The following is a 13,966-nucleotide window of genomic DNA, read 5'->3' as shown; positions in this document are numbered from 1 at the left end:
CGCGGCGGGAAGTGCGAGAGCGCCTGCTACTTGGCCTTGCCCAGGAAGTCCTGCAGACGGGCAACACCGGTGGCCAGGTCGTCGTCGCCGAGGGCGTAGGACAGGCGCAGGTAGCCGGAGGGGCCGAAAGCCTCGCCGGGAACCACGGCCACCTCAACCTCGTCCAGGATCAGCGCCGCGAGCTCGGCGGACGTTGCAGGGCGGACGGGGCCGTTCGCCGTCGGGAACTCCTTGCCGAGCAGGGCGCGAACGTCCGCGTAGACATAGAAGGCGCCCTTCGGCGTCGGGCATTCGATGCCCTCGATGGCGTTGAGGCCGGCGACGATCGCCTTGCGGCGGCGATCGAAGGCCACCTTCATCTCGTCGACGGCGGTCAGCGGACCGGACACGGCGGCGAGGGCCGCGATCTGCGGGATGTTGGACACGTTGGACGTGGCATGGGACTGGAGGTTGGTGGCAGCCTTGATGACGTCGGCCGGGCCGATCATCCAGCCCACGCGCCAGCCGGTCATGGCGTAGGTCTTGGCCACACCGTTGAGGATGACGACCTTGTCGCCGAGTTCGGGGGCCGCGGTCGCGATCGAGGTGAAGGGGACGCCGTCGTAGGTGAGGTGCTCGTAGATCTCGTCGGTGACCACCCAGAGGCCCTTGGCGGCAGCCCACTTGCCGATTTCGGCGACCTGTTCGGGGGAGTAAACGGAGCCGGTGGGGTTGGAAGGGGAGACGAAGAGCAGGATCTTGGTGCGGTCCGTCACGGCAGCCTCCAGCTGTTCCACGGTGACGAGGTAGTCCTGCTCGGGTCCGGCGAAGACCTCCACGGGCACACCGCCGGCCAGCCGGATGGCTTCCGGGTACGTGGTCCAGAAAGGTGTGGGGACAATCACTTCGTCGCCCGGGTCCACCAGCGTGGCGAAGGTGTTGTAGACGGCCTGCTTGCCGCCGTTGGTGACCAGCACCTGGGAGGGATCGGCCTTGTAACCGGAGTCCCGGAAGGTCTTCTCCGCGATGGCCTTCTTCAGCTCCGGCAGGCCGGCGGCAGGGGAGTAGCGGTGGTACTTCGGCTGGCCTGCGGCTTCGATGGCGGCCTTGACGATGTAGTCCGGGGTGGGGAAGTCGGGCTCGCCTGCGCCGAAGCCAATCACGGGCCGGCCGGCCGCCTTTAGCGCCTTGGCCTTGGCATCGACAGCCAGGGTGGCGGATTCGGCAATGGCGGAAATGCGCTGGGAAACGCGGGCGGCAGACATGGCGGGTCCGTTCTTCGATTGCAGCTCGGTAGCTGAATGGTGGAATTCGACGGAATCTACTCTATGCTGTTCACCGGATCGTTCGAGGTGGGGCGCGGGTTTGTGACTGCTTGGCAGTGGGACTCCGCCGTCGAAGAACGGACCGAAACGAGGCTGGTTCGACGTGAGCGAAGTTGTTGCGTAGACTAGTTCTCCGGTGTTGAAAACACGATGATGACGTGCGCCTCAGGAAAGTTCTGGGATCGAGTGCGGCCTGAATCAGTTTTCGACCCACACGGATCAGTGTTGGTCCATAGGGTAGTGGCGCAATTGGTAGCGCAGCGGTCTCCAAAACCGCAGGTTGCAGGTTCGAGTCCTGTCTGCCCTGCGCAAGCTGTTCCGGCGGAAGCCGGAGCAAGCGCAGCAACCATGGTTCAGTTCAGAGCCGGGTAATCCGACATTGCGAGGATGAGTGAGGACCAGGTGACCGAAACAGCTGCAAGCAGCTCCAAGGGCCGCCCCGCAAAGAACGCCGCCAAGGCCGGCTTCTTCGCTCGAATCGCACTCTTCATCCGCCAGGTCATCGGCGAATTGAAGAAGGTCGTTGCACCGACCCGCAAGGAACTGGTCAACTACACACTCGTGGTGCTGGTATTCGTGGTCATCATGATGGTCATCGTCACCTTGCTGGATCTGGGCTTCGGCACCGCGGTGAGCTGGGTCTTCGGCGGTACGGCCCCCTCGGACCGCTAAGGGCGATCGGTCCGCAGACTGCGTGGACTCTTCCGATTTTCGGAGGAGCTGCGGAGTGTGCGGAATTGAGCCATTTAAATAGGCAAGTTAGGCAATGAGGAAGCAGGAGACCAAGTGTCTGAGCACAAGCTCGAGGTAACTGAGACTGAGCTGGATGAAACCCAGAATCCGGCGGCGGAGTCCGCCGAAGGGTCTGAGGTTGAGTCTGCTGCACCCGATTTCGACGGCGCCGCTGACGCCGACTCCGCCTCAGAGGCTGAGGACGGCGCTGCTGACGGCGCCGATGAAGCTGACTCCGAAGACGCCGCCGAGGGCGACGAGGAGCCGGCCGCCGAGTCGGACGCCCTGGCAGCTGCCGCCGCCAAGGCCACGGATCCCGCCGAAGAGTTCAAGGCGAAACTGCGCCGCCAGGAGGGTGACTGGTACGTCATCCACTCCTACGCCGGCTATGAGAACCGCGTGAAGGCCAACCTTGAGACCCGCATCCAGACCCTGGACATGGAAGATTACATCTTCGAAATCCAGGTGCCGATGGAAGAAGTCGTTGAGATCAAGAATGCCCAGCGCAAGGTCATCAACCGCGTCCGCATCCCCGGCTACGTCCTGGTCCGCATGGATCTGACCGACGCCTCCTGGGGCGCCGTCCGCCACACGCCCGGTGTCACCGGCTTCGTGGGCAACGCCCACAACCCCGTGCCGCTGCGCCTGGACGAGGTCTTCTCCATGCTCGCCCCGGTCTTCGAAGAAGAGCAGGCCGAGAAGGGCAAGCCGGTCAAGCACGCTGCTGCCCCGGTCGACGTCGACTTCGAAGTCGGCGAATCGGTCATCGTCAAGGAAGGTCCGTTCGAGACCCTCCCTGCCACGATCTCCGAGATCAAGGTGGAGTCCCAGACCCTGGTGGTGCTGGTTTCCATCTTCGAACGCGAAACCCCGGTTACCCTGGCGTTCAACCAGGTCTCCAAGATCTAGCAACACCCGTAGATTTCGTCCCGGAACTGCCCGCTTTAGCAGTTCCGGGACGGCAGGCCGCCTCGCCATGGCGGTCAACCACCTGAGGCACGCTCCTGTGTCCCAGGACGTATTTGAGAGAAGGACCCTACATTGGCTCCCAAGAAGAAGGTCACCGGCCTCATCAAGCTGCAGATCCAGGCAGGTGCCGCCAACCCGGCCCCGCCGATCGGTCCTGCGCTTGGCCAGCACGGTGTCAACATCATGGAATTCTGCAAGGCGTACAACGCTGCAACGGAAGCCCAGCGCGGAAACGTTATTCCCGTTGAAATCACGGTCTACGAGGACCGTTCTTTCACGTTCATCACCAAGACCCCGCCGGCTGCAGAGCTCATCAAGAAGGCTGCAGGCGTCGCCAAGGGTTCAGCTACCCCGCACACCGTCAAGGTTGCCAAGCTGACCCAGGCCCAGGTCAATGAGATCGCCTCCACCAAGATGGAAGACCTCAACGCCACGAGCCTTGAAGGCGCAGCGAAGATCATCGCCGGCACCGCCCGCTCCATGGGCATCACCGTCGAGGGTTAATTCCCTCGCTGCCTGATGTTGGGTTCGGGAAACCGACGACGACGACGGGCAGCACCGCCGGGAAACCGGCACCAACGCCGGACAACCGGCACAAACCGTAATGTCGGAAATCCGCTCCGGATGAAACCAGCCGGACTTCCGACTGTGGCAGGGCCCAGCGCGGTCCGCAGACCACAACTGCACAAGGAGAAATAAGCAGCATGGCAAAGCGCAGCAAAGCATATGAGGCAGCCGTAGCCAAGATCGAGGCAGACAAGGTTTACGCCCCGTTCGAGGCCATCAGCCTGGCGAAGGAAATCAACCCTTCGAAGTTCGACGCGACCGTTGAGGTCGCTTTCCGCCTGGGCGTTGACCCGCGTAAGGCTGACCAGATGGTCCGTGGCACCGTCAACCTGCCGCACGGCACCGGTAAGACCGCCCGCGTTCTCGTTTTCGCAACCGGCGACAAGGCTGAAGCAGCAATCGCTGCCGGCGCCGACTTCGTTGGTTCCGACGACCTGATCGAAAAGATCTCCGGCGGCTGGACCGACTTCGACGCAGCCGTTGCCACCCCTGACCTCATGGGCAAGGTTGGCCGCCTCGGTAAGGTCCTCGGCCCGCGTAACCTCATGCCGAACCCGAAGACCGGCACCGTGACCGCTGACGTCGCCAAGGCCGTCAACGACATCAAGGGTGGAAAGATCGACTTCCGCGTCGACAAGCACTCCAACCTGCACTTCATCATCGGCAAGGTTTCGTTCGACGCCGTCAAGCTGGCTGAGAACTACGCAGCCGCTCTCGAAGAGGTGCTTCGCCTGAAGCCGTCCGCTTCCAAGGGCCGCTACATCCAGAAGGCAACGGTTGCCACCACGTTCGGTCCCGGCATCACCGTTGACCCCAACGTCACCAAGGTGCTGATCGAGGCCTAATCCTCGCGAACGCCCGCCGGGATTTCCGGCAGACACGAAAGAACCGCCCGGCACTGCGCCGGGCGGTTCTTTCGTTGCACGGATTCGCTGCGGGCAGCCAGAGCCTTCCTCTGGAGCAGGCAGGGCCGCGAGGCTAGGCTGAACCGGTGACGACGATGTCTTACCGCATAGAACCTCTGGTACTTCCCACCTCCCTTGAAGCGCCGGACGCTGCAGACTTCCTGGAGTACAGCGAGCTCAGCGATGCCCTGGTGCTGGAAACGTGGGGGAACCTTGACCGCGCCATGCCCCGCGAAGCCCGCCTTGAGGCCTGGCGGGACGACGAGTACCAGCAGATGCGCCTGTTCTTCGTGCGCCTTGACGGGCGCTTGGCCGCCAGATCGTGGATCAGGCTGCCACTGGAGGAGAACCTGCAGGACGCCATGGTCCGGGTTGACGTGCTGAACGAGTTCACCGGCCGCGGCATCGGGCGGGCGCTGCTGCAGCACGCCGAGGATGTTGCCGCGAACAGCGGCCGGACCACCCTGCAGAGCTTCACCGAGCACCCTCCCGGCTTCGATCCGGACGGATCCGGCATCCTCAAGCCGGGAACAGGCACCGGCGGAGTTCCCGCGGAGTCCCGCGCGGTCAGGTTCGCCCTGGCCGCCGGCTACACACTGGAGCAGGTGACGCGGTTCAGTGCGCTGGACATGCCGCCATCGGACGGGATGCTGGACGCGCTGGAACGCGAGGCGTCCGCCGTCGCCGGCGACCGCTATGAACTCCTCAGCTGGACGGACCGGTGCCCGGAGGAATATGTGGACCAGATGGCCGTGCTCATGTCCCGGATGAGCATCGACAGCCCGGCCGGGGCGCTCCACTACGATCCGGAAACATGGGATGCCAAACGGGTCCGGCACGTCGAGGATGAGTGGAAGGCAACAGGACAGGAGTCCCTCGTTGCCGTGGCACGGCACACCGCAAGCGGTGAGCTTGCCGCGTATTCGGTCCTGCAGTACTCCGCCTCGAAACCCTGGATCGCGGAGCAGGAGGACACCCTCGTGGCCGGGAAGCACCGGGGCAACCGCTTGGGCATGTTGGTCAAGATCCTCAATCTGCGGCGCATGGCAGCGGAACATCCATCGGTGGAGCGGGTCCTCACGTTCAACGCCGCGGAGAACGGCCATATGCTCGCCATTAATGTGGCGCTCGGCTTCCGGCCCGCCGGGTACGACGGTGAGTGGCAGCGCCGCCGCTAACCGGCATATGCTGGCGATGGATACTCCGCGTGGACTTAAACCCGTCCCTGAGACGGCAAGAGGCAGAAACGGCTGGGAAGATGCCCCATGGCAAGTGAAGTGCGGATAGAGCAGTTGTTCATCCCAAGTTCCATCGATGCGCCCGATGCTGCTGACTTTTTGGCCGCAGTGGAAGTGGGCCGCAAGGTCAGGATGCAGACATGGGGGAGCGACGACCTCGCGTACGCCCCGCTGGAGAAGCTCCTGGAACTGGACGATCCCTATGAGCGGCAGGTCATCCTCGTTGCCAAGATTGACGGCGAGATCGTGGGCACCGTGGACATCGCCCTGCCCCTGACGGACAACCTTGACCTGGCCGAGTTCACGCTGGACATCCTGCCTGAATACCAGGGCCAAGGGGTCGGCCGGCAGCTGCTGGAGGCCGCGGAAGGCTTTGCCCGCGACGAGGGCAGGTCCATGATCCTGATCGACACGAACCACCCCGGGGCGTCGCTGCACGAATTTGCAGAGGAGCAGCTGGTGCCGGGATCCGGGCAGGGCTTCGTGCCGCTCGGGAGCAGGGAAGTCGACTTCGCACGCCGTACCGGCTACACCCTCCAGCACATCGAGCAGTTCAGTTCCTGCGCCCTGCCGCTCGACACCAAGCTCGTGGCGGAACTCGAGGCTGAGGCGCAGGAAACCAACAACGGCCGGTACCGCCTGCACCATTGGACCGACCGGTGCCCGGAACGCTGGCTGGAAGCCGTCGCGGTCCTGGAGAACCAGGCCGGCGGGGATGCCTTGCCTTCCCCGGGTGCCGAGGGCGACGGAATGGTGTTCGATGCCCGCATCCTGCGGGAAGCGGAAGACGTGACCATCGCCCAGGGACGGCGCACGGTGGTGACCGCCGTCGAACACATTGCCTCGGGAACGCTGGTGGGGCTGACCACCATCAGCGTCCTGGCGCAGCGGCAGGACGTTGTCTTTCAGGATGACACCGTGGTGCTGCAGGAACACCGCGGGAACAAGCTGGGCCTGCTGATCAAGGTGGCCAACATGGAGCGGCTCACGGAGCAGTTCCCCGACGCGCGCGTGATCTACACGTGGAACGCCCCGGAGAACCGGTACCTCCTGACGGTTAACCGCCAACTGGGGTTCACGACGGCGGGCGTCACCGGGATCTGGCAGAAGGAACTTCCGGACACCGGGCCCAGCAACAGCTAGGCCGATTTGGCGGTCCGGTGCCGTGTCCCGTAAGCTTGAACTACCAAAGACCGTCGGTTGTTGGAAATCCACTCTTTCGAGCTCAGCTCAACTCTGCAGTTGCGCGCGGAAGAACCAGTGGGTTTCCGGACGAAGGACCCTGACATAGGGCGGCCAACGCAGGTGAACGAAGCAAAGCTCCGCAGTTCTTACTGCGTTGAGCCCAGCCCCGTGCATCTGCGCGGGGCGTTTTTAGTTTTAGCTCACCTGAGCGGGGACCCGGAATACCGGCACTATCCCCGGAAGGAGGGTTATGGCAACGCCTACCAAGGTTTCAGCAGTAGCTGAGATCACTAACGATTTCAAGGAATCGAACGCCGCTGTCCTGACCGAATACCGTGGGCTCACCGTTGCACAGCTCAAGCAGCTGCGTGTTTCTCTCGGCCAGGACACCAAGTTCGCGGTCGTCAAGAACACCCTGACCGCCATTGCAGCCAAGGAAGCCGGTGTCGAAGCATTCGACGGCCAGCTCGCCGGCCCCACTGCAATCGCGTTCATCAAGGGTGACGCAGTTGCAGCTGCCAAGAGCCTGACGGATTTTGCCAAGACCAACAAGCAGCTGGTCATCAAGACCGGTTACTTCGAGGGCAAGGCACTGAACGCCAGCGAAGTTGCTGCCCTGGCAGCACTCGAGTCCCGCGAGCTGCAGCTCGCCAAGGTTGCAGGCGTCCTCAAGGCCCCTGCCGCCGCTGCTGCACGCATCATCGACGCCCTGCGCCTCAAGCTTGAAGAAGAGAACGGTGCTCCGGCTGAAGCCGCTGCTCCCGCCGCTGAAGAAGCACCCGCCGCAGAAGCAGCAGAGGCCGAAGCTCCGGCTGAAGCCGCCGCAGAAGAGAAGTAACTTCTCTTTTCAAACCAGACTCCGGTGAAAAGGCACGGCATGCCGCCGCCGATCACCACTATAGGAAGGACGCCAACCATGGCGAAGCTCACCAACGAAGAGCTCATTGAAGCTTTCAAGGAACTGACCATCATCGAGCTCTCCGAGTTCGTCAAGCTCTTCGAAGAGACCTTCGAAGTTACCGCTGCTGCTGTTGCTGTTGCCGGCCCCGCTGCCGGTGGCGCTGCAGAAGAGGCTGAAGAGAAGACCGACTTCGACGTCGTTCTCGAAGCTGCCGGCGACAAGAAGATCGCAGTGATCAAGGAAGTTCGCGCCATCACTTCCCTGGGCCTCAAGGAAGCCAAGGACCTGGTTGACAGCGCTCCCAAGGCTGTTCTCGAAGGCGCCACCAAGGAAGCTGCCGAGAAGGCAAAGGAGCAGCTCGAGGCTGCCGGTGCCACCGTTACCCTCAAGTAACGACTGCTTTGAAGGAATCCCCGTCCACTCCGGTGGGCGGGGATTCCTGCGTTTAAGGGGATTCCAGCGTTTAACTGGTCTGGTTGGGGTCGCTGATGTCCGCCAGCACGGCGCCGAGCGCGGCCACCAGGGCATCGGCTTCGACGAAGGCGCTGTAGCCGTGCTGGCCGGCGCCCATCGAGATGCGGCGGCCCGCAATGGTCTCATCTGCATACACGGGCCAGGCCCTCGTGCTGCCCAGCGGGGTGATGGTTCCGCGCTCGTAGCCCGTGGCTTCCAAGGCAACGTCCGCTGTGGGCATGGACAATTTATTGACGCCCACGAGATTCCTGAGCTTGGGCCAGGAAATCTGGCGGTCCCCGGGAATGAGGGCGAACAGGAAGCTGCCGTCCTTGTGTTTCACCACGAGGGACTTCACGATGTCGGCCGGCGTGATCCCGAGGATCTGCGCGGCCTCCTCGAGGCTGTGGGCGGCAAGCCGCTCCACGATTTCGACGTCGAGGCCGCGGGCGGCGGCGTCGGCGAGGAAGCGCTCCCTTCCGGCGCCGGTCGCGCCGGAGCCGTCAGCCCCGGGCGCCGACAAGGCTTCCATCAGTCGCGGTACAGCAGCAGGGCTTCGCCCTGGCCGCCGCCGCCGCACAGGGAAACCGCGGCCTTGCCTTGGCCGCGCCGTTTCAGCTCGTGCGCCGCATGGAGGGCGATCCGGGCACCGGAGGCGCCGATGGGGTGGCCCAGGGCGATGGCCCCGCCGTGGATGTTGCACTGTTCCAGTGGATAGTCGAGGTCCTTGAGGGACTGCACGGCGACCGAACCGAACGCCTCATTGATCTCAATGAAGTCCAGGTCGGCCAAGGTCCAGCCGGCGCGGTCCAGTGCGTTACGGATCGCGTTGGAGGGCTGCGAGTGCAGGGAGTTGTCGGGGCCCGCCACCTGGCCCGGCTTGCCCACCACGGCGAGGTATTCCAGGCCGTTCTCCTCCGCAAACCTGCGGGACGTCAGGACGAGTGCGGAGGCGCCGTCGGACAGCGGAGAGGAGTTGCCCGCAGTGATGGTGCCGTCCGTGACAAACGCGGCGCGGAGTCCTGCCAGGGATTCCACCGACGTATTGGGGCGGACGCCTTCGTCGGAGGTGACAACCACCGGATCACCCTTGCGCTGCTTGACGCTGATGGGCGCGATCTCGTCGTCGAAGACCCCGTTTTTCGCGGCGAGGGCCGCCCGCTGGTGCGATTGGGCGGCGACGTTGTCCTGCGAGGCACGGTCGATGCCGAGCACAAGGTTCTTGCTTTCCGTGGAGAGGCCCATCGACTGTCCGTCGAAGGCGTCCGTCAGGCCGTCGTGCGCGGCGACGTCCAGTGCCTGGACGGCGCCGTAATTCCAGCCCTGCCGAGAACCTGGAAGGACGTGCGGCGCCCGGGTCATGGACTCCTGGCCCCCTGCAACGACGACGGCGGCATCGCCACTGCGGATCATCCTCGCCGCGTCGATCACGGCGGTCAGCCCGGAGAGGCACACCTTGTTGATGGTCACCGTGGGCACGTTCCAGCCGATTCCGGCACCGATCGCGCTCTGCCGGGCCGGGTTCTGCCCGGCGCCCGCCTGCAGCACCTGCCCCATGATGACCGCGTCCACTTGGTCGGCGCGGACACCGCTGGCTGCGACGGCCGCCGTGATGGCGTGCGTCCCGAGTTCGACGGCGGTGAAGCTCGCCAGTTGGCCGTTGAGACGGCCCTGCGGCGTCCGTGCACCGGACAGGACGACAACATCGTTGTTGTCTGCGGAGTTGCTCATGGTAGTCTCTCCTGATTTGTGGCGATATAGGCCTAGGTTAGCGTGAACATGGTCACCTATCCATTCAAACGTTGTACGGACGGACGGAATTCCGGAGTGCTTTCCGGCGGGCAGATCGTGCCTGACACATTGGCGCCTCCGGCTGATGAATAGGTGCCTTCGGCAACAGTGCTTGCAATACCAACCGAAGTGGGGTAGACACGCGTAAGGTTTTGCCGTATCGTAGATATTTGCGTCTTCCCTGTTTACCTTCAGCCTTCATATAGCGGTGGGCTTCTCCTGGCAGCTGCTCCATCAATGTGCCGTGTACAACGTCACCAGCATGGGCAGACCAGGTCCGGGTCATATAGCGGAACCGGTTGGTAGCACTGCGGAGTCACTTTCGCAGGGTACATAGCGGGGGAGATCTGAAAACGCCTGAAGGTCTGTGGAAGGATCCCTCTTGGTCGCCTCGAGCACCTCTAATAACGAAACCGCTAACACGGCAAGCACCGATGGTGCAACTCGCCGGCTCTCATTCGCAAAGATTCACGAACCTCTTGACGTTCCGAATCTGCTTGCCCTCCAGACGGACAGCTTCGACTGGCTGGTCGGAAACGAACGCTGGCAGGCACGCGTAGCGAAGGCCGTCGAAGAAGGCGACCTCAGCGTCGCCACCACCTCCGGTCTTTCCGACATCTTCGAAGAGATCTCCCCGATTGAGGACTTCCAGGGCACCATGTCCCTGAGCTTCTCCGATCCCGAGTTCGCTGACCCGAAGTACACCATGGCCGAATGCAAGGACCGGGACGCAACGTACTCGGCACCGCTGTACGTCAAAGCCGAATTCATGAACAACAACACGGGCGAAATCAAGCAGCAGACCGTGTTCATGGGTGACTTCCCGCTGATGACCGAGAAGGGCACCTTCGTCGTCAACGGCACCGAGCGTGTCGTCGTTTCCCAGCTGGTCCGTTCGCCGGGCGCCTACTTCGAGCGCACCGCCGACAAGACCAGCGACAAGGACATCTTCACCGCAAAGATCATCCCGTCCCGCGGTGCATGGTTCGAGCTTGAGATCGACAAGCGCGACCAGGTCGGCGTGCGCCTCGACCGCAAGCGCAAGCAGTCCGTCACCGTGCTGCTGAAGGCCCTCGGCTGGACCGAAGGCCAGATCCTCGAAGAGTTCGGCCAGTACGACTCCATGCGCGCCACGCTGGAGAAGGACGCCACCGAAACCCGCGAAGACGCCCTGCTGGACATCTACCGCAAGCTGCGTCCGGGCGAGCCGCCCACCGTCGAGGCTGCCCAGTCCCTGCTGGACAACCTGTACTTCAACTCCAAGCGCTACGATCTGGCCAAGGTCGGCCGTTACAAGATCAACCGCAAGCTTGGCATCGACCGCTCCCTTGGCGACAAGGAAGCCTCGGTCCTGCACGTTGAAGACATCGTCGCCATGATTAAGTTCCTGGTTGCGCTGCACGCCGGTGAGAAGACCCTCATGGGCAAGCGCGACGGCGAAGACCACGAGCTGCGCGTCGAAATCGATGACATCGACCACTTCGGTAACCGCCGCATCCGCGCCGTCGGCGAGCTCATCGAGAACCAGGTCCGCACCGGCCTGTCCCGTATGGAGCGCGTCGTCCGCGAACGTATGACCACCCAGGACGTCGAAGCGATCACGCCGCAGACCCTGATCAACATCCGCCCGGTGGTGGCAGCGATCAAGGAGTTCTTCGGAACGTCCCAGCTGTCCCAGTTCATGGACCAGAACAACCCGCTGTCGGGTCTGACCCACAAGCGCCGCCTGTCGGCACTTGGCCCGGGCGGTCTGTCCCGTGACCGTGCAGGCATGGAAGTCCGAGACGTTCACCCGTCCCACTACGGACGTATGTGCCCCATCGAAACGCCTGAAGGCCCGAACATTGGTCTGATCGGTTCGCTGGCATCCTACGGCCGCATCAACCCCTTCGGCTTCATCGAAACCCCGTACCGCCTTGTGAAGGACGGCGTGGTTTCCGACGAGGTCCAGTACCTCACGGCCGATGACGAAGCCGAGGTCCTGATCGCACAGGCCAACGCTCCGCTGGACGCCAACAAGAAGTTCGCTGAAGAGACCGTCCTGGTCCGTGCCCGCGGTGGTGGAGGCGAGCCCGTTCTCGTTCCCGCAGCCGATGTGCAGTTCATGGACGTTTCCCCGCGCCAGATGGTGTCCGTGGCAACCGCCCTGATCCCGTTCCTCGAGCACGACGACGCCAACCGTGCACTCATGGGTGCCAACATGCAGCGCCAGGCCGTGCCGCTGGTCCGTTCCGAAGCCCCGTTCGTGGGTACCGGCATGGAACGCGCAGCAGCCGTCGATGCCGGTGACGTTGTCATCGCGAAGAAGGCCGGTGTGGTCACCGAGGTTTCCGCTGAGCTCGTCATCATGCTCAACGACGACGGTACGGAGACCAACTACCGCATCAACAAGTTCGCCCGCTCCAACCAGGGCAACTGCTACAACCACCGCGTTCTGGTGAGCGAAGGCCAGCGCCTGGAAGTCGGCGGCATCATCGCTGACGGCCCGGCAACGGACCAGGGCGAACTCGCCCTCGGTAAGAACCTCCTCGTGGCATTCATGTCATGGGAAGGCCACAACTTCGAGGATGCCATCATCCTGTCCCAGCGCATCGTGGCTGAGGACGTTCTTTCCTCCATCCACATCGAGGAGCACGAGATCGATGCCCGCGACACCAAGCTTGGTGCCGAGGAAATCACCCGTGACATCCCCAACGTGTCCGAGGAAGTCCTTGCAGGTTTGGACGAGCGCGGCATCATCCACATCGGCGCCGAGGTTGAAGCAGGCGACATCCTGGTCGGAAAGGTCACCCCGAAGGGTGAAACCGAACTGACCCCGGAAGAGCGCCTGCTGCGCGCCATCTTCGGTGAGAAGTCCCGCGAAGTGCGCGACACCTCCCTGAAGGTGCCCCACGGCGAGTCGGGCACCGTCATCGGCGTCCGCGTCTTTGACCGCGACAACGACGACGAGCTGCCCCCGGGCGTGAACCAGCTGGTCCGCGTCTACGTGGCCGCCAAGCGTAAGATCACCGACGGCGACAAGCTCGCCGGCCGCCACGGCAACAAGGGTGTTATCTCCAAGATCCTTCCGGTCGAGGACATGCCCTTCCTTGCCGACGGTACCCCCGTCGATATCGTCCTGAACCCGCTGGGTGTGCCGGGCCGTATGAACGTCGGCCAGGTGCTGGAAACGCACCTGGGCTGGGTTGCCAAGACCGGCTGGAAGATCGAAGGCGAGCCCGAGTGGGCCAAGCAGCTGCCGAACCTGCCGCGCGAGAGTGGCCAGACCACTGTTGCAACGCCGGTCTTCGACGGTGCCCGCGAAGAGGAAATCACGGGCCTGCTGGACTCCACCAACCTGACCCGCGACGGTGAGCGCCTGATCAACTCCTCGGGCAAGACCCGCCTGTTCGACGGCCGCTCCGGCGAGCCGTTCCCGGATCCGATCTCGGTCGGCTACATGTACATCCTGAAGCTCCACCACCTGGTGGACGACAAGATTCACGCGCGCTCCACGGGCCCGTACTCCATGATCACGCAGCAGCCGCTGGGTGGTAAGGCACAGTTCGGTGGCCAGCGCTTCGGTGAAATGGAAGTGTGGGCGCTCGAAGCTTACGGCGCCGCCTACACGCTCCAGGAGCTCCTGACGATCAAGTCGGATGACATCCACGGTCGTGTGAAGGTCTACGAAGCCATCGTCAAGGGCGAGAACATCCCCGAGCCGGGCGTTCCTGAGTCCTTCAAGGTCTTGATCAAGGAAATGCAGTCGCTGTGCCTGAACGTGGAAGTGCTTTCCACGGACGGAACCACAATTGAAATGCGTGACTCTGATGACGCAGTCTTCACGGCTGCGGAAGAACTGGGCATCGATCTGTCTCGTGCAGAGCCCAGTTCCGTAGAAGAGGTCTAAGGAGTACGACCTGGGAAAAGCACGCGGCCCCG

At 63.3% G+C, this 13,966-nt stretch carries 12 protein-coding genes and 1 tRNA gene; 10 read left to right on the top strand and 3 right to left on the bottom strand.

What is annotated here, in order from left to right; translation table 11 throughout:
• Window positions 1–26: 26 nt before the first annotated feature.
• On the bottom strand, window positions 27–1,244 hold the full coding sequence (locus tag AC5RUM_RS09230; RefSeq protein WP_494034632.1) for a pyridoxal phosphate-dependent aminotransferase: 1,218 nt from the start codon (window positions 1,242–1,244) through the stop codon (window positions 27–29).
• Window positions 1,245–1,538: 294 nt separating this feature from the next.
• Between AC5RUM_RS09230 and AC5RUM_RS09225 the strand changes: the two genes are divergently transcribed.
• The 9 genes from AC5RUM_RS09225 to rplL all read left to right on the top strand — a co-directional run bounded on the left by AC5RUM_RS09225 (window position 1,539) and on the right by rplL (window position 8,194).
• Window positions 1,539–1,611, top strand: a tRNA-Trp gene (locus AC5RUM_RS09225).
• Between the two features lie 80 nt (window positions 1,612–1,691).
• Complete coding sequence (secE, locus tag AC5RUM_RS09220) at window positions 1,692–1,976, top strand: preprotein translocase subunit SecE (RefSeq protein WP_494034631.1); 285 nt, start codon at window positions 1,692–1,694, stop codon at window positions 1,974–1,976.
• A 114-nt stretch (window positions 1,977–2,090) separates the two neighbouring features.
• Window positions 2,091–2,945: a transcription termination/antitermination protein NusG gene (gene nusG / locus AC5RUM_RS09215; protein ID WP_494034630.1), complete on the top strand. Its 855-nt coding sequence runs from the start codon at window positions 2,091–2,093 to the stop codon at window positions 2,943–2,945.
• 132 nt (window positions 2,946–3,077) lie between these two features.
• Window positions 3,078–3,509, top strand: coding sequence for a 50S ribosomal protein L11 (gene rplK / locus AC5RUM_RS09210; protein WP_003803853.1), 432 nt, complete (start codon window positions 3,078–3,080; stop codon window positions 3,507–3,509).
• 200 nt (window positions 3,510–3,709) lie between these two features.
• Window positions 3,710–4,417 carry a 50S ribosomal protein L1 gene (gene rplA, locus AC5RUM_RS09205; protein ID WP_400580313.1) on the top strand — a complete coding sequence of 236 codons (708 nt, stop codon included), beginning with the start codon at window positions 3,710–3,712 and terminating at the stop codon, window positions 4,415–4,417.
• Window positions 4,418–4,572: 155 nt separating this feature from the next.
• A complete protein-coding gene (locus AC5RUM_RS09200; protein ID WP_494034862.1) occupies window positions 4,573–5,655 on the top strand; it encodes a GNAT family N-acetyltransferase in 1,083 nt (360 codons plus the stop codon).
• 87 nt (window positions 5,656–5,742) lie between these two features.
• Window positions 5,743–6,858, top strand: a complete 1,116-nt coding sequence (locus tag AC5RUM_RS09195; RefSeq protein ID WP_494034629.1) for a GNAT family N-acetyltransferase — start codon at window positions 5,743–5,745, stop codon at window positions 6,856–6,858.
• A gap of 292 nt (window positions 6,859–7,150) precedes the next feature.
• Entirely contained in the window at window positions 7,151–7,738 is a 588-nt protein-coding gene (gene rplJ / locus AC5RUM_RS09190) for a 50S ribosomal protein L10 (protein WP_400580309.1), read from the top strand.
• A 78-nt stretch (window positions 7,739–7,816) separates the two neighbouring features.
• Window positions 7,817–8,194 (top strand): 50S ribosomal protein L7/L12, encoded by a 378-nt coding sequence (gene rplL, locus AC5RUM_RS09185; protein ID WP_494034628.1) that lies wholly within the window; start codon window positions 7,817–7,819, stop codon window positions 8,192–8,194.
• 70 nt (window positions 8,195–8,264) lie between these two features.
• Here the strand turns inward: rplL and AC5RUM_RS09180 are convergent, their stop codons facing one another.
• Window positions 8,265–8,786, bottom strand: coding sequence for an aminoacyl-tRNA deacylase (locus AC5RUM_RS09180; protein WP_494034627.1), 522 nt, complete (start codon window positions 8,784–8,786; stop codon window positions 8,265–8,267).
• Window positions 8,786–9,985 (bottom strand): acetyl-CoA C-acetyltransferase, encoded by a 1,200-nt coding sequence (locus AC5RUM_RS09175; RefSeq protein ID WP_494034626.1) that lies wholly within the window; start codon window positions 9,983–9,985, stop codon window positions 8,786–8,788. The genes AC5RUM_RS09180 and AC5RUM_RS09175 overlap by 1 nt, the downstream gene beginning before the upstream one ends.
• A 442-nt stretch (window positions 9,986–10,427) precedes the next feature.
• Here AC5RUM_RS09175 and rpoB point away from each other — a divergent pair, with 442 nt between their 5' ends.
• Window positions 10,428–13,934 (top strand): DNA-directed RNA polymerase subunit beta, encoded by a 3,507-nt coding sequence (gene rpoB, locus AC5RUM_RS09170; RefSeq protein ID WP_400580302.1) that lies wholly within the window; start codon window positions 10,428–10,430, stop codon window positions 13,932–13,934.
• Window positions 13,935–13,966 lie beyond the last annotated feature (32 nt).

The sequence above is a fragment of the Arthrobacter sp. B2060 genome, from assembly GCF_059090445.1.
Note: the sequence above shows the minus strand (reverse complement) of the source record. Positions and strands in the feature narration are given on the sequence as shown.

Excerpts from the sequence above, each read along its gene's own strand:
- AC5RUM_RS09180 (WP_494034627.1), bottom strand. The coding sequence starts at position 8,786 with ATGGAAGCCTTGTCGGCGCCCGGGGCTGACGGCTCCGGCGCGACCGGC.
- rplA (WP_400580313.1), top strand. The coding sequence starts at position 3,710 with ATGGCAAAGCGCAGCAAAGCATATGAGGCAGCCGTAGCCAAGATCGAG.
- AC5RUM_RS09230 (WP_494034632.1), bottom strand. The coding sequence starts at position 1,244 with ATGTCTGCCGCCCGCGTTTCCCAGCGCATTTCCGCCATTGCCGAATCC.
- rplJ (WP_400580309.1), top strand. The coding sequence starts at position 7,151 with ATGGCAACGCCTACCAAGGTTTCAGCAGTAGCTGAGATCACTAACGAT.
- AC5RUM_RS09195 (WP_494034629.1), top strand. The coding sequence starts at position 5,743 with ATGGCAAGTGAAGTGCGGATAGAGCAGTTGTTCATCCCAAGTTCCATC.
- rplL (WP_494034628.1), top strand. The coding sequence starts at position 7,817 with ATGGCGAAGCTCACCAACGAAGAGCTCATTGAAGCTTTCAAGGAACTG.
- AC5RUM_RS09200 (WP_494034862.1), top strand. The coding sequence starts at position 4,573 with ATGTCTTACCGCATAGAACCTCTGGTACTTCCCACCTCCCTTGAAGCG.
- secE (WP_494034631.1), top strand. The coding sequence starts at position 1,692 with ATGAGTGAGGACCAGGTGACCGAAACAGCTGCAAGCAGCTCCAAGGGC.
- AC5RUM_RS09175 (WP_494034626.1), bottom strand. The coding sequence starts at position 9,985 with ATGAGCAACTCCGCAGACAACAACGATGTTGTCGTCCTGTCCGGTGCA.